At 68.3% G+C, this 25621-nt stretch carries 26 protein-coding genes, 1 other RNA gene and 1 pseudogene; 20 read left to right on the forward strand and 8 right to left on the reverse strand.

Annotation, left to right across the window (positions count from 1 at the left end):
- Position 1 precedes the first annotated feature (1 nt).
- Positions 2–778, forward strand: coding sequence for a TVP38/TMEM64 family protein (locus tag D106_RS0108790; RefSeq protein WP_018879827.1), 777 nt, complete (start codon positions 2–4; stop codon positions 776–778).
- Here the strand turns inward: D106_RS0108790 and D106_RS0108795 are convergent.
- Entirely contained in the window at positions 713–1270 is a 558-nt protein-coding gene (locus D106_RS0108795; RefSeq protein ID WP_018879828.1) for a TMEM165/GDT1 family protein, read from the reverse strand. The two genes, D106_RS0108790 and D106_RS0108795, sit on opposite strands and share 66 nt — an antisense overlap.
- Before the next feature lie 303 nt (positions 1271–1573).
- Here D106_RS0108795 and D106_RS0108800 point away from each other — a divergent pair, with 303 nt between their 5' ends.
- From D106_RS0108800 to D106_RS0108880, 16 genes are all read left to right on the forward strand, one after another.
- Positions 1574–1816, forward strand: coding sequence for a hypothetical protein (locus D106_RS0108800; protein WP_026280634.1), 243 nt, complete (start codon positions 1574–1576; stop codon positions 1814–1816).
- A gap of 90 nt (positions 1817–1906) precedes the next feature.
- The gene (locus D106_RS0108805) at positions 1907–2263 is read left to right on the forward strand and encodes a DsrE family protein (RefSeq protein ID WP_017941855.1); all 357 of its coding nucleotides are present in this window, start codon (positions 1907–1909) and stop codon (positions 2261–2263) included.
- A 127-nt stretch (positions 2264–2390) separates the two neighbouring features.
- The gene (locus D106_RS0108810) at positions 2391–3704 is read left to right on the forward strand and encodes a nitrate regulatory protein (protein ID WP_018879830.1); all 1314 of its coding nucleotides are present in this window, start codon (positions 2391–2393) and stop codon (positions 3702–3704) included.
- Positions 3705–4190: 486 nt separating this feature from the next.
- A complete protein-coding gene (locus D106_RS0108820) occupies positions 4191–5609 on the forward strand; it encodes a CmpA/NrtA family ABC transporter substrate-binding protein (RefSeq protein ID WP_018879832.1) in 1419 nt (472 codons plus the stop codon).
- Between the two features lie 11 nt (positions 5610–5620).
- Positions 5621–6568 carry a nitrate ABC transporter permease gene (ntrB, locus tag D106_RS0108825; RefSeq protein ID WP_026280635.1) on the forward strand — a complete coding sequence of 316 codons (948 nt, stop codon included), beginning with the start codon at positions 5621–5623 and terminating at the stop codon, positions 6566–6568.
- 10 nt (positions 6569–6578) lie between these two features.
- Positions 6579–7376 (forward strand): ABC transporter ATP-binding protein, encoded by a 798-nt coding sequence (locus tag D106_RS0108830; protein ID WP_018879834.1) that lies wholly within the window; start codon positions 6579–6581, stop codon positions 7374–7376.
- Positions 7376–9856: a nitrite reductase large subunit NirB gene (nirB, locus tag D106_RS0108835; protein WP_018879835.1), complete on the forward strand. Its 2481-nt coding sequence runs from the start codon at positions 7376–7378 to the stop codon at positions 9854–9856. The genes D106_RS0108830 and nirB overlap by 1 nt, the downstream gene beginning before the upstream one ends.
- Positions 9853–10212 carry a nitrite reductase small subunit NirD gene (gene nirD, locus D106_RS0108840; protein WP_018879836.1) on the forward strand — a complete coding sequence of 120 codons (360 nt, stop codon included), beginning with the start codon at positions 9853–9855 and terminating at the stop codon, positions 10210–10212. The genes nirB and nirD overlap by 4 nt, the downstream gene beginning before the upstream one ends.
- 1 nt (position 10213) lies before the next feature.
- Positions 10214–12904: a nitrate reductase gene (locus D106_RS0108845; protein ID WP_018879837.1), complete on the forward strand. Its 2691-nt coding sequence runs from the start codon at positions 10214–10216 to the stop codon at positions 12902–12904.
- 2 nt (positions 12905–12906) lie between these two features.
- Positions 12907–14385 carry a siroheme synthase CysG gene (cysG, locus tag D106_RS0108850; protein WP_018879838.1) on the forward strand — a complete coding sequence of 493 codons (1479 nt, stop codon included), beginning with the start codon at positions 12907–12909 and terminating at the stop codon, positions 14383–14385.
- Complete coding sequence (locus tag D106_RS0108855; RefSeq protein WP_018879839.1) at positions 14382–15233, forward strand: uroporphyrinogen-III synthase; 852 nt, start codon at positions 14382–14384, stop codon at positions 15231–15233. The genes cysG and D106_RS0108855 overlap by 4 nt, the downstream gene beginning before the upstream one ends.
- Positions 15234–15291: 58 nt before the next feature.
- Complete coding sequence (locus D106_RS0108860) at positions 15292–16233, forward strand: aldo/keto reductase (protein WP_026280636.1); 942 nt, start codon at positions 15292–15294, stop codon at positions 16231–16233.
- 102 nt (positions 16234–16335) lie between these two features.
- Positions 16336–16989 (forward strand): DUF6064 family protein, encoded by a 654-nt coding sequence (locus D106_RS0108865; RefSeq protein ID WP_018866415.1) that lies wholly within the window; start codon positions 16336–16338, stop codon positions 16987–16989.
- 31 nt (positions 16990–17020) lie between these two features.
- Positions 17021–17296: a cupin domain-containing protein gene (locus D106_RS0108870; protein WP_012982192.1), complete on the forward strand. Its 276-nt coding sequence runs from the start codon at positions 17021–17023 to the stop codon at positions 17294–17296.
- A gap of 74 nt (positions 17297–17370) precedes the next feature.
- On the forward strand, positions 17371–17649 hold the full coding sequence (locus tag D106_RS0108875) for a type II toxin-antitoxin system RelE/ParE family toxin (protein WP_018879841.1): 279 nt from the start codon (positions 17371–17373) through the stop codon (positions 17647–17649).
- A gap of 19 nt (positions 17650–17668) precedes the next feature.
- Complete coding sequence (locus D106_RS0108880) at positions 17669–17947, forward strand: HigA family addiction module antitoxin (RefSeq protein ID WP_018866417.1); 279 nt, start codon at positions 17669–17671, stop codon at positions 17945–17947.
- A gap of 493 nt (positions 17948–18440) precedes the next feature.
- On the opposite strand, the gene D106_RS0108885 is transcribed toward D106_RS0108880, so the two are convergent.
- The 6 genes from D106_RS0108885 to D106_RS0108905 all read right to left on the reverse strand — a co-directional run bounded on the left by D106_RS0108885 (position 18441) and on the right by D106_RS0108905 (position 21556).
- Positions 18441–19118: a glutathione S-transferase family protein gene (locus tag D106_RS0108885; protein ID WP_018879842.1), complete on the reverse strand. Its 678-nt coding sequence runs from the start codon at positions 19116–19118 to the stop codon at positions 18441–18443.
- Positions 19119–19122: 4 nt separating this feature from the next.
- Positions 19123–19587: an EVE domain-containing protein gene (locus D106_RS0108890; protein WP_017941841.1), complete on the reverse strand. Its 465-nt coding sequence runs from the start codon at positions 19585–19587 to the stop codon at positions 19123–19125.
- Positions 19588–19618: 31 nt separating this feature from the next.
- Positions 19619–20266, reverse strand: coding sequence for a 5-formyltetrahydrofolate cyclo-ligase (locus D106_RS0108895; protein ID WP_018879843.1), 648 nt, complete (start codon positions 20264–20266; stop codon positions 19619–19621).
- A 25-nt stretch (positions 20267–20291) separates the two neighbouring features.
- A non-coding RNA gene (gene ssrS / locus D106_RS14795) (6S RNA) lies at positions 20292–20477 on the reverse strand.
- Positions 20478–20558: 81 nt separating this feature from the next.
- Entirely contained in the window at positions 20559–20996 is a 438-nt protein-coding gene (locus D106_RS0108900) for a rhodanese-like domain-containing protein (protein WP_018879844.1), read from the reverse strand.
- 50 nt (positions 20997–21046) lie between these two features.
- Positions 21047–21556 (reverse strand): heme-binding protein, encoded by a 510-nt coding sequence (locus tag D106_RS0108905; protein ID WP_018876950.1) that lies wholly within the window; start codon positions 21554–21556, stop codon positions 21047–21049.
- A gap of 149 nt (positions 21557–21705) precedes the next feature.
- On the opposite strand from D106_RS0108905, the gene aroC reads away from it, so the two are divergent.
- The 3 genes from aroC to dapB all read left to right on the forward strand — a co-directional run bounded on the left by aroC (position 21706) and on the right by dapB (position 24885).
- Positions 21706–22809 carry a chorismate synthase gene (aroC, locus tag D106_RS0108915; protein ID WP_018879845.1) on the forward strand — a complete coding sequence of 368 codons (1104 nt, stop codon included), beginning with the start codon at positions 21706–21708 and terminating at the stop codon, positions 22807–22809.
- Between the two features lie 45 nt (positions 22810–22854).
- A complete protein-coding gene (locus D106_RS0108920) occupies positions 22855–24018 on the forward strand; it encodes an MFS transporter (RefSeq protein ID WP_018879846.1) in 1164 nt (387 codons plus the stop codon).
- 72 nt (positions 24019–24090) lie between these two features.
- Positions 24091–24885: a 4-hydroxy-tetrahydrodipicolinate reductase gene (dapB, locus tag D106_RS0108925; protein WP_019592969.1), complete on the forward strand. Its 795-nt coding sequence runs from the start codon at positions 24091–24093 to the stop codon at positions 24883–24885.
- Positions 24886–25237: 352 nt separating this feature from the next.
- Here dapB and D106_RS15275 read toward each other — a convergent pair.
- Positions 25238–25434 (reverse strand): annotated as a pseudogene (locus D106_RS15275) (hypothetical protein).
- Positions 25435–25621 lie beyond the last annotated feature (187 nt).

Here is a 25621-nt window from a genome sequence, read left to right on the forward strand (position 1 = left end):
GTTGCGCATCCGGCATCACAAGCGGTGGCTGACGGTGGCGGCGATCCTGTTCGGCGTGTCGCTGGCGTGGATCCTGCTGACCACCGAGTGGCCGAGCCTTGGCTTCCCGCTGGGCGAGGTGGAGGCCTGGCTGCGGGGCTGGGGTGCGGGTGCCTATCTGGTATTCGTGCTGGCCTTCATGCTGCTGGCCCTGTTCCCGCTGCCCAGTACCTTCTGGATTCTGCTGGGCGGGGCGTTGTTCGGCCCCTTCACCGGCGCCGCCCTCAGCCTGCTGGCAGCGACCCTGGCGGCGGTCATTGCCTTCCTGCTGGCGCGTACCTGGCTGCAGCCCTGGCTGGCCCCGCGCATGGGGCCGCGCAGCACGCGGCTGCGGGCGGATGTGGAGGCCGAGGGCTGGCGGGTCGTGGCCCTGACCCGCCTGGTGCCAGTGTTTCCGTTCGCCCCGACGAACTATGCCCTGGGGCTGGTGCGTCTGCCGCTGCCGGTCTTCGCGCTGACCACCATGCTGGCCCTGATCCCCAGCCTGTTCGCCTATGCCTGGCTGGGGCACGCCACCCGGGAGATGGCCAGTGGCGCCGACAGCGGGGTCCAGCTGGGGCTGGCCCTGCTCGCGGTGCTGGCGCTGCTGTTGCTGCTGCCGCGCCTGGTGCGCCGCATCTGGCTGGGCCAGAAGACACTGCACACCGAGGCGCCAATGACTTCAGTGTCTCCCTCAGACCCAGGCGAGCAGGACCCCGAGGCCGAGGGCGAAGAACAGCAGGGCGGCGAGCGCGCGTAGCAGTCGCAGCGGCAGGTGGCAGGCGAAGCGCTGGCCCAGCCAGACGACCGGGGCATTCGCCAATACCATGCCGATGGTCGAACCGATCACGACCAGGAGCAGGCTGTCGAAGGTCGCGGCCAGCGCGCCGGTGGCGACCTGGGTCTTGTCGCCCATCTCGACCAGGAAGAACAGCACCGTGGTGGTCCAGAACACGCCGTGTTTCGACGCGGCCGGCAGCTCGTCCTCGCCATCCGGGACCAGTACCCAGGCGGCCATCACGATGAACCCGATCCCCAGACCCCAGCGCAGCCAGTCCTCCGGGATGCTGGCGCCGATCCACACGCCCACCAGCGCGGCCAGGAAGTGATTGGCCAGCGTGGCCACCACGATGCCCCAGATGATGGGCCAGGTCTGCTGGTAGCGGCAGATCAGGAGCAGGGCGAGGAGCTGGGTCTTGTCGCCCATCTCGGCGATGGCGACGATGACGGTAGAGACGAGCAGGGCTTCCATGACGGTCTTCCGGGCCGGGTGGGTGGGCAAGACACGTGACATCGCACCACCCACCCGGCCACGGATCGGGGCGCCATGCCACAGGTCTCGCGGGGCCCGGTGCCGCATCGGCGGCGGGGCTGTCTGCACCACGGTCCTCCGGGCGGAGGATCGAATCTGTTGATGCAGACCCCGGTGAGGCCAGGCCACCCGGGTCGCTACTCCCCTGAAGCTGGCCGGATTCTAGTCATCCCGGTCCGCGCGGGCAAGGACGATCGCGGCTCCGGGCTGCGGCGCTGACGAGGCTTGGGTAGCATGCGCGCGATGAAAACCTTCGTTCACTGGGTCGATCGGGCCCCCCTTTGGCTGTTCGCACTGCTGGTTGCGACCGTCGGCCTGGCCCCCTGGATCCCCGAGCCGCATGTCGCGGAGAAACTGCGCTGGCTGTTTGCCGGGGAACTTACCCGGCCACTCGACGTGCTCGACCTGGTCGTCCATGCCGTGCCCTGGCTGTTGATGGCGTTCAAGCTCTATCGCAACAGTCTCACCACGAAGGGCGCCCCCTGAGCCGATTGTTTCTCCCTGGCTTGTGGGAAATCGACGCGCCGCTTGCCGGCCGCTACCGTTTTCGCACCTTTTCAACCCCGGGAGACTCCCATGCGCTTTATTGTTGCCGTCACCGCCGGTACCGACGACCCGACCCGCGCCACGCTTGGCATGATTGCCGCCAATGTGGCCAAGCAGCAGGGCCACGATGTGACCGTCTGGCTGCAAGGCGAGGCCGTGAACATCGCCAACCGCAACGTGTACGACAAGATCGTTGGCCACAACATGCCGGCAATGAAGGACATCGTGGATTCGCTGGTGAGTGAAGGCGTCCCGTTCTGGGCCTGCGAGGCCTGCGCCAAGGGTCGCGACGTCGGCGAGCACAACTTCCTGCCGAACGCCGAGATGGCCGGCATGGGCCACTACGTCCAGGCCGTCGCCGAGTTCGACCGCTCCATGAGCTTCTGATCGGCCGTGCCGTTCCGCGGGCGGGGCGTGATGCCCCGCCCGTTTTTGTTTGTACCCCCGCTGTCAGTCGGTCGAACTGGCACATCGCATGCTTGTTTGTTCCGGGAGTGATTCACGGACGACGAGCATGACCCAGAACACATCCCCGAATTTTTCCCTCGAAGAGTCCATTGGCGATTTCCTGGTCGCCTCGCGCAAGTGCGAGGTGGTGAGCCTGGAGCGCCTGCTGGAGGCGGTGCAGCTGGTCGGGCGCATCCGCGCGCTGGTGCATGCCCTGCAGCGCGAGCGCGGGGCCTCCAGCCTCTGGATCGGGTCCGGCGGCCAGCGCTATACCCGCGAACTGGAGCAGTACCGGGCCGAATCGGACGCCGCCGCGGCCGCGTTCCGCGAGCACCTGGATGGCTGGCTGGCCCCGGACGCCTGCGCCCATGGCCGCAGTCGGCTGCTGGGGCGCATGGCGCTGGCGCTGCATGGCCTGTCCGGCCTGGGCAGCCTGCGCGAGGAGGTCCTGGAGCTGACCCTGAGCCCGATGGACTCGACCCGCGGCTTCAGCGAGCTGATTCGCGCCCTGATGGCCCTGGTGTTCGAGGCTGCGGATTCGGCGACCGATCCCGAGGTCTCGCGGGCCCTGGTGGCCCTGCTGAACTTCATGCAGGGCAAGGAACTGGCAGGGCAGGAGCGCGCGATCGGGGCCGCCGGGTTTGGCGCCGCGAACTTCGAGCCCGAACTGCGCCAGGCGCTGGTCCATCGGATCGATGCCCAGGAACGGGCGTTCCGCATCTTCTCCGAGTTCGCGGCACCGCCGGCCTGTGCCGCCTGGCGCGAGCTGCAGACGGCGGCCTTCGCCGCCGACATCGAGCGTCTGCGCCGCCGGGCCTGTACCGAGGCCTCCGGGCACCACGACCCCGCCCGGGCCGAGGAATGGTTTGCCTGTACCACCGCGCGCATCGACGCGATGAAGGAGATCGAGGATCTGCTGGAGATGCACCTGAACGAGTGCTGCTCGGCACGCATCACGGCGGATCGCGCGGACCTCGGCGCGGTGCGTGACCGGGTCGCGCAACTCGCCGAGTCGGAACTGCGCGACAGCGTCCCGTATGCGGTGTTCTTCGGCGCGCCGGAGGGCCTGGAGCCCGCGCAGGAGGAGGGCGATGCCGCACTCAACGTACCGATCGTCGGACACTCGGTGATGGACCTGGTGCAGCGCCAGGCGGCCCGGCTGCAGTCGGTGGAGGACGAGCTGCATGCGGCACGCCAGGCCCTGGCCGAGCGCAAGACCATCGAGCGTGCCAAGGCCCTGCTGATCCAGCACCGTGGCCTCAGCGAGGATCAGGCCTACAAGCTCCTGCGCCAGACGGCGATGAACCAGAACCGGCGCCTGGCCGAGGTCGCCGAGGCGACCGTCGCGATGTCCGATCTGCTGGGCAAGGGCGGCCTGTAGCCAGCCTTGGGAAAGGGATGCCGGTGGGGGTGCCCCTGTGGGAGCGGGCTTGCCCGCGAAGCCCCTGCCCGTGGCGGACACTGGCAGGGGCTTCGCCGCCAGGGCGGCTCCTACAGGTAGTGCACCAGCCCGGTTCATCTGCACCGCCAGCGCGCCCCAGGTTGGTGCCTCCGGGATCGGCTTCGGGACTTCGGGCTTCCCGCAAACGTTCGACCCGATGTTCGAAACCATCCGATTTTCCCGTGCCATGGCGCGATTGTGCCTCGCGGGGTCGATTCGTAACGGCGAATTGGCACACCTCCTGCAGGAGTATCGGTAAGACGAGCCAACGGCGGTTCGTCGCCTGACAACAGGGAGACCCGGTGACCGGGCCTCCGATGGGACTGGACAAAGGCGTCCATCACCCGGCTGCAAACGCGGCCGGGCTGATGCGGCGCCTTTTTTCGTTTTTGGGATGTGTTTGCTGACAAGGGGAGTGAACCCGCAATGACCGATCACACGAATGACACGAAAAAGACCGCCGGCCTGTCGCGCCGGCGCTTCCTTCAGGCCGGCGGCGTTCTGGCAGGTGGCGCCGCCTTGGGGATGCATCCGGACTTTTTCCGGGCGGCGGCCTATGCCGGGGGATCCGAAGGGCTGGAAAAGACCAGCCTGGAGTTCGGATTTATCCCCCTGACCGACTGTGCCCCGCTGGTCGTTGCCCAGGAGAAGGGGTATTTCGCGCGCCACGGTCTCGACGTCCATGTGGCCAAGGAGGCTTCCTGGGCCAATATCCGCGACAAGGTCTCCGTTGGGAGCCTGGATGGCGGGCACATGCTGGCGGGAATGCCGATTGCCGCGACGCTGGGCGTGGGTGCTACCCAGCGCAACACGATCACGGGGTTCAGCATGGACCTCAACGGCAACGCGATCACCGTTTCCAACGAGCTCTACGACCGGATGGTCGAGGCCGATCCCGAGGCCATGAACGAACGGCCGATTTCCGCGCGCGCCCTGAAGAAGGTCATTGATGCCGACCAGGCAGCTGGCCGTGCCCCGATGACCTTCGCCATGGTGTTCCCCGTATCCACGCACAACTATGAACTGCGCTACTGGATGGCCGCGTCCGGGATCAATCCGGATCGGGATGTACGCCTGGTCGTGATCCCGCCACCCCAGATGGTGGCCAACCTGCGCGCGGGCAACATGGATGGCTACTGCGTGGGCGAGCCCTGGAACATGCGTGCGGTGGACATGGGGATCGGCAAGACCCTGGTGACCAACTACGAGATCTGGAACAACAATCCAGAGAAGGTGTTCGGCGTACTCGAGAGCTGGGCGGAGAAACATCCGAATACGCACCAGGCCGCGCTGCGTGCCTTGATCGAGGCCAACGAGTGGATGGACAAGCCTGAAAACCGCGAAGAGGTGGTGCGCATCATTTCGGGCCGCCGTTTTGTCAACGCGCCCGAACACGTCGTCGCCATGTCGATGACGGGCACACTGCAGTTCACCCCGGACGGAGATCCCGAACCCTTCCCGGACTTCAACGTATTTCATCGTTACGCGGCCAGCTTTCCGTGGCGTTCGCACGCGGCCTGGTTCGTCACGCAGATGGCCCGTTGGGGGCAGTTGGAGGATCCGGTCGACATGCGTGCGGTTGCGGAGAAGGTCTATCGACCGGACCTGTACCGGAAAGCGGCCGCCGAGGTGGGTGTCGACTATCCGGAAATCGACTGGAAAAAGGAAGGCACCCGAGAGGATCACTGGACATTGGAAGAGGCCTCCTCGCCCATCGCGATGGGCCCCGATCGGTTCATTGATGGCCGGATTTACGATCCCGACGACCTGACGGGGTATGTCGCCGGATTCGACGTACATAGCCGCAAAGTCGCATTGGACGACCTTGCCGCGGCGAACGGATAAAGGAGGCCCCCGTGTCTACGAATTACGCCGACATGCGTCTCGCGGTGGATCGCGAGGTCGCTGACGATATCGAGGCCCGTACGGTTGCCGAAACGGTGGCCGAACCGGAACCGGATGCACGCGTGGGTACGCCGGGAGAGGCCGGTGGAGTGCACGATGACCGGTTCGAGGTGATGGCGGAGAAACTGCAGCGCTGGCTTCCGGTGCTGGTACTCCCGCTGGTCGCGTTCGCCCTGTTGTTGGGGGGCTGGGTCTGGCTCCAGTCCACGGTCGCTCCGGATCTCCCCACCCCGGGGCAGGTCTGGGCCGAGGCGGTCTATCTGCTTGGCAATCCGTTCTATGACTACGGCCCGAACGACATGGGGATTGGCTGGCAGGTGCTGTATTCCCTCGGTCGCGTCCTGGCGGGCTTCGGCCTGGCGGCACTGGTGGGAATCCCACTGGGACTGATGATGGGCGCGTCCCTCACGGCTCGTCGCGCCATCAGCCCGGTGGTGCAGCTCCTGCGTCCGGTTTCGCCCCTGGCGTGGCTCCCGCTGGGTCTGCTGGTGTTCCAGGCGGTCAACCCCTCGGCGATCTTCGTGATCTTCATCACCAGCATCTGGCCGATCGTGATCAATACCGCCGCTGGGGTGCAGGCGATTCCGCGCGACTACACCAACGTGTCCCAGGTTTTGCGCCTGGGGCGTCTGGAAGCGGCGCGCAAGATCCTGGTCCCCGCAACCATGCCCTACATCCTGACGGGTATGCGCCTCGCGCTCGGGATCGCCTGGATGGTGATCGTGGCGGCCGAGATGCTCACCGGTGGGGTCGGGATCGGATTCTTCATCTGGGATGAATGGAACAACCTCAATGTGGCCTCGATCATCGTGTCGATCTTCGTCATCGGCCTGGTGGGTATCGCCCTGGACGGCGCGGTCGGCCTGATCAAGAAACGCTTTGACTACGCACCCGCGTAAGGAGAGACCCATGAGTCACTATCTCAATCTCGACCATTTGGACATGACGTTCGCCACCCCGCGCGGGCCGCTCAACGTGCTCAACAACGTCAATCTGAAGGTCCAGCAAGGCGAATTCGTGTCCATCATCGGGCATTCCGGATGCGGCAAGTCCACCGTGCTGAACATCGTGGCCGGACTGCTGCGTTCCTCCACCGGGGGCGTTCTTTTGGAAGATCGCGAGGTGGTGGAGCCCGGACCGGAGCGTGCCGTGGTATTCCAGAACCACTCCCTGCTGCCCTGGATGACCGTGTACGAGAACGTACGTCTGGCGGTGGACAAGGTGCGCAGCGGGGCTGCCAGCGCCGAGCGTGACGCCTGGACCCTGGAGAATCTCGAACGCGTCCACATGACCCATGCCAGGGATCAGTACCCCGGCGAGACCTCCGGTGGCATGAAGCAGCGCGTGGGCATCGCCCGAGCGCTGGCGATGGAGCCGAAGGTCCTGCTGATGGATGAGCCCTTCGGTGCGCTGGATGCGCTGACCCGGGCGCATCTTCAGGACGAAGTGATGAGGTTGCAGGCCGAGCTGGGCAACACCGTGCTGATGGTCACCCACGACGTGGACGAGGCGGTGCTGCTGTCCGACCGCATCGTGATGATGACCAACGGCCCGGCCGCGACCATCGGCGAGATCCTGGAGATCGACCTGCCGAAGCCGCGCGAGCGCCTGGCGATGGCCGACAACGCCGAATACAACCACTACCGGGCCGAGGTGCTGCGCTTTCTCCACGAGCGCCACAAGAACCCCGAGTCGGAGGCCGCGTGATGGATACCGCGAACGACGAGCCGCGGCTGGTCCTGATCGGCAACGGTATGGCCGGGATGCGTACGGTCGAGGAGCTTTTGAAGCTCAAGCCGGACATGTACGACATCACCGTGTTCGGTGCCGAGCCCTGGGGCAACTACAACCGCATCATGCTCTCGCCGGTGCTGGCCTCGGAGAAGACCGTCGACGAGATCATGCTCAACGACGATGCCTGGTATGCCGAACGCGGCATCACCCTGCACAAGGGCAAGCGCATCGAGCGGATCGACCGCGTGAACCGGCGAGTGATCGCCGAGGACGGCACCGAGGCGCCCTATGATCGCCTGCTGCTGGCGACCGGCTCCGATCCGGTGATGATCCCGGTGCCGGGGCACGAACTGGAGGGCGTGGTCGCCTTCCGCGACATCCACGACGTGGACGCGATGCTCGCGGCCAGCCGCGCACACCAGCATGCGGTGGTGATCGGCGGCGGCCTGCTGGGCCTGGAGGCCGCCAACGGCCTGATGCGCCAGGGCATGGAGGTCACCGTGGTGCACCTGATGGACCACCTGATGGAGCGCCAGCTGGATGCCGAGGCTGCCGGGATGCTGCGCAGCTCGCTGGAGGAACGCGGCATGCGTTTTCGCATGGCGCACCAGACCGAGGCGATCCTGGGCGAGGACCGCGTCACCGGCGTGCGCTTCACCGACGGCAGCCAGATCGAAGCGGATCTGGTGGTGATGGCGGTGGGCATCCGCCCGAACACCGCGCTGGCCGAGTCCGCCGGGCTGCACTGCGAGCGCGGCGTGGTGGTAAACGACACCCTGCAGACCTATGACCCGTCGATCTACGCGGTCGGCGAGTGCGTGCAGCACCGTGGCGCCACCTACGGCCTGGTCGCGCCGCTGTGGGAGCAGGCGAAGGTCTGCGCCAACCACCTGGCCGAGTACGGCATCGGGCGCTACGAGGGCTCGATGACCTCCACCAAGCTGAAGGTGACCGGGATCGACCTGTTCTCCGCCGGCGACTTCACCGGTGACGAGACCACCGAGGACCTGGTGTTCAAGGATGCCGCGCGCGGCGTCTACAAGCGTCTGGTGCTGAAGGACAACCGCATCCAGGGGGCCGTGCTGTACGGCGATACCCTGGACGGCTCCTGGTACTTCCAGCTGATGCGGGACGCCACGCCAGTGGCCGACATCCGCGAGAACCTGCTGTTCGGCCAGGCGCATATCGGCGACTCCGGCCACGGCGACGAGGCCTCGCGGGTCGCGGCGATGCCCGACGAGGCCGAGATCTGCGGCTGCAACGGCGTGTGCAAGGGCGAGATCGTCCAGGCAATCAGCGAGCACAAGCTGTTCACGCTGGAGGACGTGCGTGCCCACACCAAGGCGTCGAACTCCTGTGGCTCCTGCACCGGGCTGGTGGAGTCCGTGCTCGCCACCACGCTGGGCGGCGACTACTCCGACGCCCCGGCGAAAAAGCCGGTCTGCGCCTGCACCGACCACAGCCACGACGAGGTGCGCGCGGCGATCAGCCGCGACGGGCTGAAGACCATGGATGCGGTGTTCGAGGCCCTCGACTGGAAGACCCCGAACGGCTGCCATGTCTGCCGTCCGGCGCTCAACTACTACCTGCTGGCGGCCTGGCCGAAGGACTACCAGGACGACGCCCAGTCGCGCTTCATCAACGAGCGCGCGCACGGCAACATCCAGAAGGACGGGACCTATTCCGTCGTGCCGCGCATCTGGGGCGGGGTGACCACGCCGGCCGAACTGCGCGCGATCGCCGAGGTGGCCGAGCGCTACCAGGTGCCCACGGTCAAGTTTACCGGCGGCCAGCGCATCGACCTGCTGGGAGTCCAAAAGACCGACCTGCCGGCGATGTGGCGCGATCTCGGCGACGCCGGGTTTGTCTCCGGCCATGCCTACGGCAAGGCCCTGCGCACGGTGAAGACCTGTGTCGGTTCCGAATGGTGCCGCTTTGGCACCCAGGACTCGACCGGGCTCGGCATCCAGCTGGAGCGGATGACCTGGGGCTCGTGGACCCCCCACAAGTTCAAGATGGCCGTCTCCGGCTGCCCGCGTAACTGCGCCGAGGCGACGATCAAGGACCTCGGCGTGGTTTGCGTGGACTCCGGCTACGAGTTGCACGTCGGCGGCAACGGCGGGGTGAAGGTGCGTGCCACCGACTTCCTCTGCAAGGTGGAGACCGAGGCCGAGGTGCTGGAATATGCCGGGGCCTTCATGCAGTTCTACCGCGAAGACGCGCGCTATCTGGAACGCACCGCCCCGTGGATCGAGCGCGTCGGGCTGACCCGGGTGAAGGAACGCCTGGTGGACGACGCCGAGAACCGCGCGGCACTGTACGCCCGCTTCCTGGAGTCGCAGGAGGTGGCGCAGGTGGACCCCTGGGCCGAGCGGGCCGCCGGGCATGCGGCGCACGAGTTCATTCCGATCACGCCGGTGGACGCGCCCCCGCGCCAGGGGGTGTCGGCATGAGCTGGCTTGCGATCTGTCCGCTCGAGGACATCCCGTCGCTGGGTGCACGCGTGGTGGCGGGCCCGAACGGCGACATCGCCGTGTTCCGCACCGCCGATGACCGCGTGTTTGCCCTGCGCGACCAGTGCCCGCACAAGGGCGGGCCGCTGTCGCAGGGCATCGTCCACGGCGAGCGCGTGACCTGCCCGCTGCACAACTGGGTGATCGACCTGCCCTCCGGCGAGGCCACCGGGGCGGACAGTGGCTGCACCCATGCCTTCCCGATCCGGGTGACCGACGGTCAGGTGTGGCTGGATCTCTCCGGCGCCGCAGACGATACCGCTGCGGCACCGGTCGCCTGCCGTGAGGCGGGCTGAGATGGCCACGCCCGAGCCGGTGACCCGCACCACCTGCCCCTATTGCGGGGTGGGCTGCGGCGTGGAGGTGACCGCGACGCCGGGCGGCGAGTTTCCGGTCGCGGTGCGCGGTGACCCCGCCCATCCGGCAAATGCCGGTCGCCTGTGCTCCAAGGGCGCGGCACTGGCCGAGACCCTTGGCGACGAGGGCCGGCTGCTGCACCCGGAGATCGGCGGGCGGCGTGTCGACTGGGAGACCGCGCTGGATCATGTGGCGGACGGCTTTCGCGAGACCATCGCGGCGCATGGGCCGGATGCGGTCGCCCTGTATGTCTCCGGCCAGATTCTGACCGAGGACTACTATGTGGCCAACAAGCTGATGAAGGGCTTCATCGGCTCGGCCAATATCGACACCAACTCCCGGCTCTGCATGTCCACGGCCGTGGCCGCCCATACCCGCGCCTTCGGCGTGGATGGCGTGCCGGGAAGCTATACCGATCTCGAGCAGGCCGATCTGGTCGTGGTGACGGGCTCCAACATGGCCTGGGCCCACCCGGTCCTGTTCCAGCGCCTGCAGGCCGCCCGCGCGGCGCGCCCGGAGATGAAACTGGTGGTGATCGACCCGCGGCGCACGGCCACCGCCCAGGCGGCCGACCTGCACCTGCCGCTGGCGCCGGGCACGGATGCCTGGCTGTTCAATGGCCTGCTGGACCATCTGCGCCGGGAGGATGCGCTGGACCCCGGCTTTCTGGAGCGGCATGTCGACGGCTTTGCCGACGCCCTGGCGGCCGCGCGGGCCTCCAGCCCGTCGATCGCCGCGACCGCCGAGGCCTGCGAACTGGAGCCGGAGGCCGTGGCAACGTTCTTCCAGTGGTTTGCCCGTACCGAACGCACCGTGACCGCCTTCTGCCAGGGCATCAACCAGTCCGACAGCGGCGTGGACAAGGCCGGGACGATTCTCAACGTCCACCTGGCCACCGGCCGCATCGGGCGCCCGGGCATGGGCCCGTTCTCGCTGACCGGCCAGCCGAACGCGATGGGCGGGCGCGAGGTCGGCGGACTGGCCAGCCAGCTGGCCGCCCATATGGGCTTCGACGACGCGGCCCTGGACCGGGTCGGACGTTTCTGGGGCGCACCGAACCTCGCGCGCCAGCCGGGGCTTAAGGCGCTGGACCTGTTCCGCGCGGTCGAGTCGGGGCAGGTGAAGGCGGTCTGGATCATCGGCACCAATCCGCTGTTCAGCCTGCCCGAGGCCGCGCGTTTCGAGCAGGCCCTGGCCGAATGCCCGCTGGTCGTGGTCTCCGACTGCGTGCGCGAGACCGAGACCACGCGGGTGGCCGACGTCCTGCTGCCGGCGACCACCTGGGGCGAGAAGGACGGCACGGTAACCAACTCCGAGCGCCGCATCTCGCGCCAGCGCCCGTTCCGGGCGCCCCCGGGCGAGGCCCGCCACGACTGGTGGGCGCTGGCCCGGGTCGCGCAGCGGCTGGGTTTCGCCGCGGCCTTTCCCTACACCCGCCCGGGCGAGATCTTCCGCGAGCATGCGGCGCTGTCCGCCTTCGAGAACCACGGCACGCGCGACTTCGACATCGGCGCGCTGGCCGGGCTTTCCGACGCCGAGTACGACGCCCTGGAGCCGGTGCAGTGGCCGCTGCCGGCGGGGAGCCGGACGGGTGCCGAACACCTCTATGCCGATGGCCGTTTCTTCACCAAAAGCGGCCGGGCGCGGCTCGCGGCCGTGACTCCGCAGGCCCCGACCGACCCGGTCGCTGCTGACTATCCGCTGCGCCTGAACACCGGCCGCATCCGCGACCAGTGGCACAGCATGACCCGGACCGCACGCACCCCGCGCCTGAGTGCGCATCAGCCGGAGCCGTTCGTCGAGATCCATCCGGTGGATGCCGGGCTGTTCCGGGTGCAGGCAGGCGATCTCGCCGAGGTGACCAGTCGTCACGGGCGCCTGCTGGCGCGGGTGCAGACCCGCCGCGAGCAGCGCCCGGGCAGCGTGTTCGTGCCCATGCACTGGAGCCGGCCGATCGCGCGCCTCGCCCGGGTGGACGCGCTGGTGCCCGCGCATGTCGACCCCGTCTCCGGGCAGCCGGCGTTCAAGCACACGGCCGTGGCCGTGCGCCCGGCGGCGCTGGACTGGCACGGCTTCGTGCTGAGCCGCGAGCCGGTCGCTGCGCCCGCAGCCGACTATGCGGTCACCGCCCGTGGTCCCCGGCACCTGCGCACCGAACTGGCCGGCCGGGGCGCACCGCCCACGATGGATGCGTGGCGCGAATGCCTGGACGGGCCGGGGGAATGGCTGGAGTTCGCCGACCCCGCCGGGGGACGCTATCGCGCCGCGCGGATCCACGAGGGGCGGCTCTCCTGCGTACTGTTCGCGGGTCCCGACCGGGGCCTGCCCGAACGCGAGTGGCTGGGTGGCCTGTTCGCGGCCGAGACGATCAGCGATGCCGAACGGATGGCTCTGCTGACCGGGCGACCGCCGAACGGCCGGGCCGCGCGCGGGTGCATGGTCTGCGCCTGCTTCGGCGTGGACGAGACGTGCATCCGCACTGCGATCCGCGAGCAGGGGCTGGCCACCTGCGAGGCCGTGGGGGCGGCCCTTGAGGCGGGGACCAACTGTGGCTCCTGCCGACCCGAGATCCAGACCCTGTTGAATGAAGAAGCCGAGGTGCCCACGAACCCCGTGGCGCGGGAGGGATAAGCATGGAACACCTGCCGATTTATATGCAGTTGCACGGCCGCGAGGCCCTGGTGGTCGGGGCCGGGCCGGTCGCCACGCGCAAGGCGGCGCTGCTGCTGGAGGCCGGGGCGCGGGTGCGCCTGCGGGCCCCGGCGTACAGCGACGCCGCCGAGCGCCTGCTGCGCGAGCAGTCCGGGTCGATCCGTCGCGATCCGGGGGGCTATGACACCGAATGCCTGGATGGGGTGTCGATCGTGATCGCCGCGACCGACGACGCGGCGGTCAACCGTCAGGTCTCCGAGGACTGCATCGCGCGCTCGATCCCGGTGAACGTGGCCGACCAGCCCGAGCTGTGCAGCTTCATCCTGCCGGCCATCGTCGAGCGCGGGCCGCTGACCATCGCGGTCGGCTCCGGTGGCCGCGCCCCGGTGCTGGTGCGCCTGCTGCGCGCGAAGATCGAGAGCCTGATCCCGGCCGGCTATGGCCGGCTGGCCGATCTCGCCGGGCGGCTGCGCGACCGGGTGCGCGCCCGTTTCGACCACGTGAACGCCCGCCGCGCCTTCTGGGAGCGGGCCTTTGCCGGGCCGGCCACCGAGCTCGCCCTGGCCGGGCGCATGGACGCGGCCGAGGCGCGCCTGGAACAGGAACTGGCGGACGCCGCGGCTAGTACGCCGGGCGAGGTCTACCTGATCGGCGCCGGGCCGGGCGATCCCGACCTGCTGACCTTTCGCGCGCTGCGCCTGCTGCAGCAGGCGGATGTGGTCGTCTACGACCGCCTGGTGTCCTCCGAGGTGGTGAACCTGGCGCGGCGCGAGGCCGAGCGTTTCTATGTCGGCAAGGAGCGCGACCACCACTGCGTGCCGCAGGAGGAGATCAGCGCGCTGCTCTCCCGGCTGGCGCGCGAGGGCAAGCGCGTGGCGCGGCTGAAGGGCGGCGACCCGTTCGTGTTCGGCCGTGGCGGCGAGGAGCTGGACGTGCTGGCGCGCGACGGCGTGGCCTACCAGGTCGTCCCCGGCATTACCGCGGCCAGCGGCTGCGCCGCCTATGCGGGCATACCGCTGACCCACCGCGACCATGCCCAGTCGGTGCGGTTCATCACCGGCCATACCCGCGAAGGGCGGCTGGATGTGGACTGGTCGCAGTTGACCAGTACCCGCGAGACCCTGGTGTTTTATATGGGCCGCAAGGGGGTGGGCGAGATCTGCCGGGGGCTGAAGGGTGCCGGCCGCGCCGGACAGACCCCGGCGGCGATCATCGAGAACGGCACCACCGCCCGCCAGCGCGTGGTCAGCGGCACGCTGGATACCCTGGCCGCGCGTGCCGAGCGCGAGCAGGTGGGTTCGCCCAGCCTGATCGTGATCGGCGAGGTGGCGGCCTGCCACGCGCGTCTGGCCTGGTTCCAGCCGGATGCCGGGGCCTCCACGGTGTTCCCGCAGCCGATGCCGATGCCGATGCCGATGTCGGGGCCGGGGCCGCGGGCCGCGGCGGCGAGCGCGGCGTGACGGCCGCATCCGTCCTGCCGGAGGCGGCGGCCAGTGGCCTCGCGGGTCGCCGGGTGGCCCTGCCGGAGAGCCGGGCGCTGGAGGTCTTCGCCAGCCTGCTGGAGCGGCGCGGGGCCGAGGTCTGGCGCTGCCCGCTGATCGCGATCCACGACAGCCCCGACCGCACGGCGATCGAGGCCTGGTTGCACAGGGCGATCGAGGCCCCGTTCGATCGCCTGATCTTCCTGACCGGCGAGGGCTTTACCCGCCTGACCGGCTTTGCCCGGCGTGCCGGAGGAGAGGACGCCTGGCTGGCGGCCGTGGCGCGGACGCCCACCCTGGTGCGCGGCCCCAAGCCCGGCCGGGCGATGAAGCCTTTCGGCGTGCGGCCGGATGCGATCGCGGCCGCACCGACGACCGAGGGCATCATCGAAACCCTTTCCGGGCAGCCTCTGGCCGGGCAGCGCATCGGGGTGCAGCTCTACGGCGCGGAACCCAACCGCCGCCTGCTCGGGTTCCTGGAGCAGGCGGGCGCCGAAGTCTTTCCCGTCTGGCCCTATCGCTATGCGGACGCCGCCGAGACCGGGCGCGTGAGCGGGCTGATCGAGGCCCTGATCGCGGGGGAGGTGGATGCGATCGCCTTCACCAGCCAGGCCCAGGTCCGGCGCCTGCTGCACGTCGCCCGCGACGCGGGGCGCGAGGACGCGCTGCTGGCAGCGCTCGGCCGCACCGTCGTCGCCGCGATCGGCCCGGTGGTGGCCGACGAGCTGCGCGCCCACGGGGTGCACCCGACGGTGGTCCCCGAGAGCCGCTACTTCATGAAGCCCCTGGTCTCGGCGCTCACCCGACATCTGCGGGCGGCTGCGTAGGGAACTTGTGGCCTGGGCGGATGGCCCACGGATTGAATCCCCTGCGGTGATCCGGGCCATGAAACCAACGTCCACACGGCGTTCGCGCCGATCCTTCCTGCGCTGGATGGCCGGCTCCGCCCTTGCGGCCGGGGCGGGCTGGCCGGTCGTCGCGGGCGCCTCCGAAGGCCGTGAACCGCAGCGCAAGCCGATCCCGTCGTCCGGGGAACGCATCCCGGTGATCGGCATGGGGACCTGGATTACCTTCAACGTGCCGGAGGACCCGGAGGCGCTGGCGGTGCGCACGCGCATCCTCGACACCTTCATCCGTCGCGGCGGCGGAATGATCGACTCCTCCCCGATGTACGGCCGGGCCGAGGCGGTGGTGGGCCACGGGCTGCGCGAGCTGGGGCATCCGGAAGGTGCCTTCGCGGCCACCAAGGTCTGGACGCGCAGCACCGCTACCGGGCGCGAGCAGCACGCGAAATCCCGGGAGCTGTGGGGCGTCGACACCCTCGACCTGCAGCAGGTGCACAACCTGCAGAACTGGGAGGCCCACCTGGAGACGCTGCGCGAGCGTCGCACGGCGGGGGAGCTGCGCTATATCGGCGTGACCACCTCGCACGGACGCCGCCACGACGAGCTGGAGCGTATCCTGCGGCGCGAGGATCTGGACTTCGTGCAGCTGACCTACAACATCCTCGACCGCGAGGCGGAACAGCGCCTGTTGCCCATGGCACGGGAGCGCGGGGTCGCGGTGATCGCCAACCGGCCGTTTCGGCGCAAGGCGCTGATCAATCAGTTCGAGGGTCATCCTCTGCCGGACTGGGCGGCGGAGATCGAATGCGCGAACTGGCCGCAGTTCCTGCTCAAGTTCATCGTCTCGCATCCGGACGTGACCTGTGCGATCCCGGCGACCTCGGTCGTGGCGCACATGGAGGAGAACATGGGCGCGCTGTACGGCCCGCTTCCGGATGCCGACATGCGCAGCCGCATGGTCGCCTACGTCGGCGACCTGTAGGAGGCCAGCCCTCTGGCCGACGAGTCTAGTCGCACGCCGAATCGGCCAGAGGGCTGGCCTCCTACAGTAATGATTTTCAACCTATGGATACGGGGTAGATAGATGCTGCCGTTCGATAGCGCCACCTGGCTGGCCATCCTGGGCCAGTACAACGCCGCCATCTGGCCACTGCACGCGGTCGGCGCCCTCCTTGCGCTGGTGGCCGTCGCGCTCGCGTTCACGTTCAGGCGCGGGGCAGCCCGCGTCTTGGGCCTGATGCTGGGCGTGCTGTGGATCTGGACCGGAGTGGTCTTCTTCGGCGGCTCGCTCGCACCCTTCCACTTCGCCTCCGAATGGCTGGCCGGGGTGTTCGTCGCCCAGGGCCTGATGCTGCTGTTCGCGCTGACCCTGATGGGGCAGGCCCGCTTCGGCTGGCCCGGCGGGCTGGCGGGCAGCGGCGCGGTCTTGATGATCGTCTACGCGCTGGCCGGCTATCCATTGCTCGAGCTCGCGCTGACCGGCACACCCTGGGCCCAGTTGCAGTACTTCGGCGTCGCGCCCGGTCCCACCATGCTGCTGACGCTCGGGCTCCTGCTATTCGCCGGCCCGCGGCCCCCGCTGGTGCTGGCCATCATCCCGCTCCTGTGGGCGCTGGTCACCGGATACATCGCCTGGGAGCTGGGCCTCTGGCTGGAATACCTGCCGGCCGCGCTGGGTGTGCTCACCTTCGTGTTGCTGCTGGTTCGCTGGCTGCGTTCGGGTGATCGGGCTCGTTAAGATGACGGCTGATCCCGACAAGGAGACCGTCATGTCCATCGAAGTGATTCATCGCCCGGAGCAGGACCATCTGGAGCGTCTGGGGGTGTTCGACTGGCCGGTGTGGGAGAAGGAGGTCTCGACCTTCCCCTGGCACTACGATGAGCGCGAGGTCTGCTACATCCTGGAGGGTCAGGTGACGGTGACGCCGGATGATGGTGGCGAGCCCGTCACCGTAGGCGAGGGCGATCTGGTGACCTTCCCCGAAGGCATGGGCTGTACCTGGGAGATCCACCGCGACATCCGCAAGCACTACCGCTTCGGCTGAGGCTCGTGTCAGTGGATTGAGTTGACCACTGTAACGTTACAGATTACATTTTAGTCGTGTGCCAAGGAAGGCCGATGATCAGGAAGATTCGTCACAAGGGGCTCAAACGGCTTTACGTGAAGGGCGACCGCCGTGGGTTGCCGGCGGACCATGTGGAAGACCTGGAAGATATTCTCGCGCTGCTGGATGCGGCGACCCATCCCGGACAGCTGGATCTGCCGGGCATGGACTTTCATCCGCTACGTGGGGATCGCGCGGGCTTTTTCTCGGTGCATGTGAACGGCAACTGGGTTGTCACCTTCACGTTCAGTGGAGACGATGCGGATCAGGTGGATTATGAAGACTACCATTGACCCTCAGGAACACGCGGCGATGCGGAACCCGCCCCACCCAGGGCGGATCCTGCGCCGGCGTGTGCTGCCCGGGCTGGGCCTTTCGGTGACGGAGTTTGCGCAGCATCTGGGGATGTCCCGCAACGCGGTCTCGCGTGTCCTGAACGAACATGCCGCGATCTCCCCGGACTTTGCCGTGCGCCTCGAGAGCGGTGGCATCGGCGAGGCGCGCCACTGGCTCACCATGCAGACGAACTTCGATCTGGCGCGGGCCGAATCCCGCGACGAGAACCACATCCGGCGCTTCGCGGCCGCTTGATTGTGGCGGGCCCTTGCGGTCAGCCGCATTGGGCAAGAAGTTCAGCCAGTCGAAGCGTCGGTTCGCGCCCGGGCTGGCAGCAACCGCCAGCACAGGGTGCGGTTGCGCGCAGCGACAAGCACCTTCGGGTCCACGATCCCCCGGCTTTGTCATCCCGGAAACCGCGCAGCGGTTATCCAGGATCTCCGCGGTTGGGGGTGTCCCGACGTGGGAGATCCCGGCTCTTCGCTGCGCTGCGGCCGGGATGACGAGGGGGGTAGTGCGGTGGCCGGGGTTGCTCCATCGAGGAACAGGGCCTGGGAGTAGTCCCCCGAGCTTGGGCTTCCTGCGCCGGGCTGTCGCCGGTACGGCTGACGCGCGGCGCCAATCAGGAAGGAAAAGGATTTCGCTCACGCCCTTCCCGCAGTTTTTGTGGGAGCGCGCGTGCGCGCGAATGCAGGGCCCGATCCGGGGCTGACGCCGGTTCGCGGCCAAGGCCGCTCCCACAGGGGCTTTAGCGGGCGAGCCAGTGGGTGTCGAGGGGGGTGTTGAAGGTCTCCTCGACGCGGCGCAGGTAGTAGAGCAGGTCGACGGGCAGGTTGATGCCGTCGTGCATCTGCAGGGGGTAGAGGTCGGCGGCGATCACGCAGTCGGCGATGGACGGGTGGCCCAGATAGAAGCGACTGGCGGCCAGGTGCTTGGCCAGCTCCGGCAGGTGGCTTAGTTTTGCGAGCTGGTTGTAGCCGTCGTAGCGGTCGTTGGCCAGTTCCTCCAGCGACATGCCGAAGCGGTGCTGCACCTGGGCCTTGAAGTCGGCCAGGGCCTCGGCGCTCTCGCCGATGCCGTGAAAGCCCGGTGCCAGCGGGGCGTAGAGGCGGTCCAGTACGATCTCCACCTTGGCGCGCCAGTCCACCAGGGCCTGCCAGGCGTCCTCGGCGATCACGCCGTCGGACAGTGGTTCGCCGGTCGGGAACAGGCGGTCGATGTCGCGCAACGCGGCGAGCGTGTCGGTGACCAGGGAGCCGTCTGCCATCTGCAGGATCGGCGACTGGCGCGCCACGCCCAGTTCGAAGAAGGTCTCGTCGTCGAACCAGTCCAGCGCGCGGGTTTCGAGCTCCACACCCTTGTAGCCACAGGCCAGGCGCAGGCGGTCGGCCTTCGCGTCGTGCGGGAAGTGGTAGAGCGTGGCCACGGGGCTATTTCCCGCGCTGGGCGTGGCTCAGGATGAAGTCCCACTGGTCCTGGGTGATGGGCATGACCGACAGGCGGTTGCCGCGGCGTACCAGCGGGCAGTCCTCGAGCTGCGGCTGCTGCTTCAGCCAGTCGAGGGTGATGATGTCGCCGAATTTTTCCTCGAAGGCGACGTCCACCCGCAGCCAGCGCGGGTTGTCCGGGTCGCTTTTGGGGTCGTAGTGCGGGTCTTCGGGGTCGAAGGCGCAGGAGTCCGGGTAGGCCTCTTTCTCGATGCGCAGGATACCGACGATGCCCGGTGGCTTGGCGTTGGAGTGGTAGAAGAAGGCGAGATCCCCCTTCTTCATCTCGTCGCGCATCATGTTGCGCACCTGGTAGTTGCGGATGCCGTCCCAGGGCTCCACGCCGACGCGTTCCAGGTCGTCGATGCTGAACTCGTCGGGCTCGGACTTCATCAGCCAGTAGGCCATGCGGGCTCCTCGTGCCAAATCAGGGGTGGGTTCAGGTGTGCGTATTGTGCCGCGCGCGGTCCGGCAGCGCATGCCAGCCCTGTTCGGTCACGACGGCGTCCAGCGGGACGTCCCAGGGCTGGGTGGGCAGTGCCGCTACGCCCTGCAGCGAGTGGGCTACGCCGATCAGCTTCGGCCGGCGGATGCCGAAGCGGCGCCGGGCGAAGTAGCGGTCGTAATAGCCCGCCCCCATGCCCATGCGGTTGCCGGCCGTGTCGAAGGCCACCAGCGGCATCAGTACCACCTGCATCTCGCGGCGCCAGATGCGCGGGGCCTCCGGGCAGGGCTCGGCAATTCCGAAGCCGTTGTGACACAACGCATCCCCGGGGGCCCAGGCATGGAAATGCATGCGGCCGGGGCGCTTGTCGTCCATCACTGGCAGGGCAACGCGGGTGCCGCGTCCGGCCAGGGCGACAGTCAGCGGGGTCAGGTCGACCTCGCCGCGCAGACCGCGATAGGCGCCGACGCAGCGGGGCTGCCAGCGCTCGAACCAGCGCAGCAGGTGTTCGCAGATGGCGGCGGAGTGCTGGTCAAGCTGGGCGTCCGACAGCGCGGCGCGGGCGCGGCGCAGGCGCAGGCGCAGGGCGCGCAGATCGTCGGGCGATAGCGGGTCTGGAACGGAGACGGTTTCCGAAGACATAGGGATCGGGCTTGAGAAAAGTGGACGCGCCCCGCGGGCGCCGGCGTGACCTTTGACCTTGAACCTGAGGTTCAGGTGGGAGAAGTCTCCGAATCTTTAGGCTTTCCGCTCGAAGACGGACCTGCACAGCGAAACGGAAGTACTCGGTCCCGTGGTGAAGAATTAAGGCTCAAGGGTACCACCGGGCCACAATCGAACGCCGCAGCGACGCGTCCGGCCCCATTATGGACCAATCGCCCCGGGGTGCGCGCAACCCCCGTGACAGTGGGGGATCCACGGGGATATGAGTGCTTCAGCACTGCTCCCAGGGCAGGCCGTGGTAGCGCCAGCCGCCGCGGGTGGAGCGCTGGTGGTGTTCGTCCAGCGGGCCCTCGAAGCCTTCCTCTACCGAAAAGACATGTTCGATGCCGGCATCCACCAGGGCCTGGCCGGCATCCAGCGTGCGCTTGCCGCTGCGGCAGATCAGGTACAGGGCCGGGGCTTCGTCGCTGTGGTCGCTGACGCCGCCCAGCAGCAGCTTGCGGACCTGGGGCACGAACTGCGGGTTCACCGTCCAGTCCGGTTCGTCGATCCAGGGAATGTGGACCGAACCGGTCGGATGGCCGACGAACAGGTATTCCATGGTCGAGCGGATGTCGATCAGCAGGTCCCGTGGGCGTGCCTGCAGCCGCTCGTAGGTCTCCACCGGCGAGATGCGAATGGGGGGTCTGGAAGGGTTGTCTGGGGGCATGGTCTCGATCCGGCTATCGGGGTGGGCGCCGTCCCTGGCGCCCGAGTGGACTACATCACGAAGTCGAGACGTTCCTGGACCCGGTCGATCCCGGCTTGCGCGCATTCCTCGTCGAGGTCGCCGCCCGGCGCCCCGGAGACGCCCACCGCACCCAGCATGCTGCCGGCCGCTTCGACGGGTAAGCCACCGGCCAGCATGATGATGCCGTCCACGTGGTTCATCTCCATGCGGATGTCTTCGCGGTTGTCGCGGAAGTTGGCGGAGGTAGTGCCGGACATGGTGACGGCGCGAGCCTTGTCGCCGGCGATCTGGATGGTCTGCACGCCCGCCATGCGATCGCGCAGGACCACCTGGTCGTTGCCGGCCCGGTCGACCACGACGACCGAGGTCTGGTAGCCCATGTCGCGGCAGGCCTCGACGGCGCCCATGGCGATGTCATTGGCCAACTCCAGGGTCATGAATCGCTGGGTGTAGACGTCATCGGCCTGGGCGCTGCTGGCCAAGCCCAGGCAGAGGGCGGCAACGGCACCGGTGGCGAGTCGGGTCAGGGATTTCGGCATGGTGTCCTCCTTTTGTGGTCTTGGATGCTGCACACCGATCATGGCAGATAGGGGACGGGGTTGCCGAGGGCTGCATTCCACAGGCTGCCGACCGGCCGCCGGGTGGGGGAACAGGCGACAGCCGGGCCGGCCGCGGCTACACTACGCGCATGTCGGGAAACAGCTTTGGGCGACTGTTCGTCGTCAGTACCTTTGGTGAGAGTCACGGGCCGGCCCTGGGCGCGGTGGTGGACGGTTGTCCGCCCGGTCTGGAGCTGTGCGAGGCGGATCTGCAGTTCGACCTTGATCGCCGCCGGCCGGGGCAGTCGCGCCACACTACCCAGCGCCGCGAGCCGGACCAGGTGCGCATCCTCTCGGGGGTCTTCGAGGGGCGCACCACCGGCACGCCGATCGGCCTGCTGATCGAGAACGTCGACCAGCGCTCCAAGGACTACAGCGAGATCAAGGATCGCTTCCGTCCGGGGCATGCGGACTACACCTATCACCAGAAATACGGCGTGCGCGACTATCGCGGCGGCGGGCGCAGTTCCGCGCGCGAGACCGCGCTGCGCGTGGCGGCCGGCGGCATCGCCCGACGGTATCTCGAACAGCGCTACGGCATCACCATCCGCGGCTGGCTGTCGCAGCTGGGCCCGATCGAACTGGAAGCGAAGCAGCCGGAGATCGCGAACGACAACCCGTTCTTCTCCCCGGATCCGGACAAGGTGCCGGAGCTGGAGGAGTACATGGACGCCTTGCGCAAGTCGGGCGACTCCATCGGCGCGCGGGTCACCGTCGAGGCCACCGGCGTGCCCGCCGGCTGGGGCGAGCCGGTATTCGACCGCCTGGATGCCGAGCTGGCGCACGCGCTGATGAGCATCAACGCGGTGAAGGGCGTGGAGATCGGCGCGGGCTTCGAGTCCGTGACCCAGCGCGGCACCGAGCATCGCGACGAGATCACCCCCGAGGGCTTCCTCTCCAACCACGCTGGCGGCGTGCTGGGCGGGATCAGCACCGGTCAGGCGGTGCGGGCCAGCATCGCGCTGAAGCCGACCTCCAGCATCCGTCTGCCCGGGCGCAGCATCAACACCGCGGGCGAGTCGGTCGAGGTGGTGACCAAGGGGCGGCACGACCCCTGCGTGGGCATCCGCGCAACCCCGATCGCCGAGGCGATGATGGCCCTGGTGCTGATGGATCACGCGCTGCGCCATCGCGGGCAGAACGCGGACGTGGCGGATACGGGCCTCGCACTGCGCGATCATCCCGGCGAATGACGCGGCCGTCCGGCCGTAGTCTCCTGAACCGCTAGGGCCCCTGCAATGGCCGTGACGCAGAACGCGCGCCTGTCCGGGGTCTATTTCTTCTACTTCGCCAGCCTCGGTGCGTTCATGCCGTTCTGGGGGCCGTATCTCTCCGAGGAGGGGTTCAGCGGCGCCCAGATCGGCGAGCTGATGGCGATCGTGCTGGCGACCAAGATCATCGCCCCGAACGTCTGGGGCTGGCTGGCCGACCGTGCTGGCGCGCACATGCCGATCGCGCGCTGGGGCGCGCTGGGCGGGGCGGTGGCCTTCACCGGCGTGCTGCTGTACACCGGCTACTGGTGGCTGGCGGTGGTGATGGCCGCCTACAGCTTCTTCTGGAATGCGATCCTGCCGCAATTCGAGGCGACCACCATGCGCTCGCTGGGGCAGGATGCGCACCGCTATGCCCTGGTGCGGCTATGGGGCTCGGTGGGCTTTATCGTCGCGGTGGCGCTGCTGGGCTGGGCCTTCGATCACATCGACGTGGCCTGGCTGCCGTGGATCGTGCTGGCGATCCTGATCGCGGTGGTGGCGGCCGCGCAGTTCGTGCGCGAACCGGCGCGCAACCACGAGGAAGACAACAACGCCCCACCGCTACTGACCGTGCTGCGCCGGCCGGAGGTGATCGCGCTGTTCGTGGCCTGCTTTTTCATGCAGGCCAGCCATGGGCCCTACTACGCCTTCTTCACCCTGTACCTGGAACAGGCCGGGTTCTCGCGCGCGGTGGCCGGGCAGCTGTGGGCGCTGGGGGTCGCGGCCGAGGTGGTGCTGTTCCTGCTGATGCCGCGGCTGATCCTGCGCTTCGGGGCCTGGCTGCTGGTGTCGGCGGCCCTTATTCTGACCACGCTGCGCTGGGGGCTGCTGGCGGCGGTGCCGGATTCGCTGCCGATGTTGCTGTTCATTCAGGTGCTGCATGCGGCCAGCTACGGGGTGTACCACGCGGCGGCGATCTCGCTGATCCACTATTTCTTCCCGGGCCGGCTGCAGGGGCGCGGGCAGGCGCTGTACTCCTCGCTGGCCTTCGGGCTGGGCGGGGCGATGGGCTCGCTGGTGGCCGGCTATCTGTGGGACGGCATCAGCCCCGCCTCGGTGTACGTGTTCGCGGCGTTCCTGGCGGCGGCCGGGGTGATCGCCTCGGTGTACGGCGAATGGCGTTTCCGCACCCCGGTGCGAACCCTGTAACTGGCACGTTGCGGCAAAGCTTCGTAGGGTGCGCATACCCCGATGGAACGACAGAACCGGATGGAACAAACGATGATTCGAATTGCGATTGCGGGCGCCGGCGGGCGCATGGGCCAGAACCTGGTGCAGGCGGTGGACGAGCACCCCGAGGCGCAGCTGGGCGCGGCCAGCGAGCGGCCGGGTAGCGAGGCGATTGGAGAGGTCGTCGGTCAGGAGGGCCAGGTGCGCCTGGTCGAGGATCTGGCAACCGTGACCGACGACTTCGACGTGCTGATCGACTTCACCGCGCCGCAGGCCACCATGCAGCACCTGGATCTGTGCGCGCGCGCCGGCAAGGCCCTGGTGATCGGGACCACCGGTCTCGACGCGGAGCAGGAGCAGCGTCTGCGCGATGCGGCGGCCACGATGCCGGTCGTGTACGCGCCGAACATGAGTGTCGGGGTGAACCTGACCTTCAAGCTGGTGGAGCTCGCGGCCCGGGCGCTGGGCGACAGCGTGGACGTCGAGATCCTGGAGGCGCATCACCGGCACAAGGTGGATGCGCCCTCCGGTACCGCGCTGAAGCTGGGGCGTGTGGTCGCGGAGACGCTGGGACGGGACCTGGAGCACGATGCCGTGTATGGCCGCGAGGGCCAGACCGGCGCCCGCGACCGTCGCACCATTGGCTTCGCCACGGTACGTGGCGGCGACATCGTGGGGGAACACACGACGCTGTTCGCGGGCGATGGCGAACGCGTGGAGATCACCCACAAGGCCTCCAGCCGGACCGTGTTTGCTTCCGGTGCAGTGCGGGCCGCCGTCTGGCTGGCCGGCGCCGGCAATGGGCTGTTCGATATGCAGGATGTACTGGGGTTGCGGGACCTCTAACCGGCGGCGCCGACAGGCGCTTCATCGGCCTCAGTATCCTTTGCTGTCCGTGTCTCGGTGCCTTCGTCTAGCCGCCTTCCTCGTGGTGGCTGGTCCTGGTTCGACATCCGGTGTTTAGGGTGCCTTCGGTCCGCCGCTTGCGCTGTATTGGTGGCTGGTCCCGGTTCATCCTTCGGTGTTTACGCTGCCTTCGGTCTGCATACTGCCGTGCGCTGACTCGCCAGCGCGCCCCGAGGCACTTTCTTGCTTGCCCAAGAAAGTGCCCAAAGAAGGGCACCCGGATTTCGCCCGGGAACCTTGCTCCGGACGTGCTGGGCCGGCGGCGCTGAACTCGCTGCGCCTTCGGCTCCGCTCAGACATCCAGCGCCCCGAATTTATAGAAAACGGGCCGGCCCGAGAACCCTTCCGCAAGGGGCTCCATACGGGAGGCGAAGGTCAAAACCGACCGTATCCCTACGCTTACTCCTAACCATAGGCAGCGCCCCCCGAAAGCCCCGGCGCCCGCTACGCGGGCGCGGCACGCAACGGCCGAAGGCCGAGCGTGCCCAGATGTCCGAAGACCTAGCCTTCGTCCACTCGCAATATCGTCGGGACGGCCGTTGTTTGGACCTGCCTCCCCGTTGTCGTCGCGCCGAGCGGAGAGGGTTTTCGCGGGATCAGAGGCGCTGGATGTCTGAGCGGAGCCGAAGGCGCAGCGAGTTCAGCGCCGCCCGCGAAAAGCCTCGGAGCGAGGGAA

The organism is Thioalkalivibrio sp. ALE9, from assembly GCF_000377445.1.
Classification (GTDB): Bacteria; Pseudomonadota; Gammaproteobacteria; order Ectothiorhodospirales; family Ectothiorhodospiraceae; genus Thioalkalivibrio.

Coding starts and splice junctions, on each gene's coding strand:
- D106_RS0108890 (WP_017941841.1), bottom strand. CDS start 19,587: ATGGCCTACTGGCTGATGAAGTCCGAGCCCGACGAGTTCAGCATCGAC.
- D106_RS0108810 (WP_018879830.1), top strand. CDS start 2,391: ATGACCCAGAACACATCCCCGAATTTTTCCCTCGAAGAGTCCATTGGC.
- D106_RS0108795 (WP_018879828.1), bottom strand. CDS start 1,270: ATGGAAGCCCTGCTCGTCTCTACCGTCATCGTCGCCATCGCCGAGATG.
- D106_RS0108830 (WP_018879834.1), top strand. CDS start 6,579: ATGAGTCACTATCTCAATCTCGACCATTTGGACATGACGTTCGCCACC.
- D106_RS0108865 (WP_018866415.1), top strand. CDS start 16,336: ATGCTGCCGTTCGATAGCGCCACCTGGCTGGCCATCCTGGGCCAGTAC.
- cysG (WP_018879838.1), top strand. CDS start 12,907: ATGGAACACCTGCCGATTTATATGCAGTTGCACGGCCGCGAGGCCCTG.
- D106_RS0108900 (WP_018879844.1), bottom strand. CDS start 20,996: ATGCCCCCAGACAACCCTTCCAGACCCCCCATTCGCATCTCGCCGGTG.
- D106_RS0108905 (WP_018876950.1), bottom strand. CDS start 21,556: ATGCCGAAATCCCTGACCCGACTCGCCACCGGTGCCGTTGCCGCCCTC.
- D106_RS0108845 (WP_018879837.1), top strand. CDS start 10,214: ATGGCCACGCCCGAGCCGGTGACCCGCACCACCTGCCCCTATTGCGGG.
- nirD (WP_018879836.1), top strand. CDS start 9,853: ATGAGCTGGCTTGCGATCTGTCCGCTCGAGGACATCCCGTCGCTGGGT.
- D106_RS0108860 (WP_026280636.1), top strand. CDS start 15,292: ATGAAACCAACGTCCACACGGCGTTCGCGCCGATCCTTCCTGCGCTGG.
- aroC (WP_018879845.1), top strand. CDS start 21,706: ATGTCGGGAAACAGCTTTGGGCGACTGTTCGTCGTCAGTACCTTTGGT.
- D106_RS0108875 (WP_018879841.1), top strand. CDS start 17,371: ATGATCAGGAAGATTCGTCACAAGGGGCTCAAACGGCTTTACGTGAAG.
- D106_RS0108800 (WP_026280634.1), top strand. CDS start 1,574: ATGAAAACCTTCGTTCACTGGGTCGATCGGGCCCCCCTTTGGCTGTTC.
- D106_RS0108805 (WP_017941855.1), top strand. CDS start 1,907: ATGCGCTTTATTGTTGCCGTCACCGCCGGTACCGACGACCCGACCCGC.
- D106_RS0108895 (WP_018879843.1), bottom strand. CDS start 20,266: ATGTCTTCGGAAACCGTCTCCGTTCCAGACCCGCTATCGCCCGACGAT.
- dapB (WP_019592969.1), top strand. CDS start 24,091: ATGATTCGAATTGCGATTGCGGGCGCCGGCGGGCGCATGGGCCAGAAC.
- D106_RS0108870 (WP_012982192.1), top strand. CDS start 17,021: ATGTCCATCGAAGTGATTCATCGCCCGGAGCAGGACCATCTGGAGCGT.
- D106_RS0108880 (WP_018866417.1), top strand. CDS start 17,669: ATGCGGAACCCGCCCCACCCAGGGCGGATCCTGCGCCGGCGTGTGCTG.
- D106_RS0108920 (WP_018879846.1), top strand. CDS start 22,855: ATGGCCGTGACGCAGAACGCGCGCCTGTCCGGGGTCTATTTCTTCTAC.
- D106_RS0108820 (WP_018879832.1), top strand. CDS start 4,191: ATGACCGATCACACGAATGACACGAAAAAGACCGCCGGCCTGTCGCGC.
- nirB (WP_018879835.1), top strand. CDS start 7,376: ATGGATACCGCGAACGACGAGCCGCGGCTGGTCCTGATCGGCAACGGT.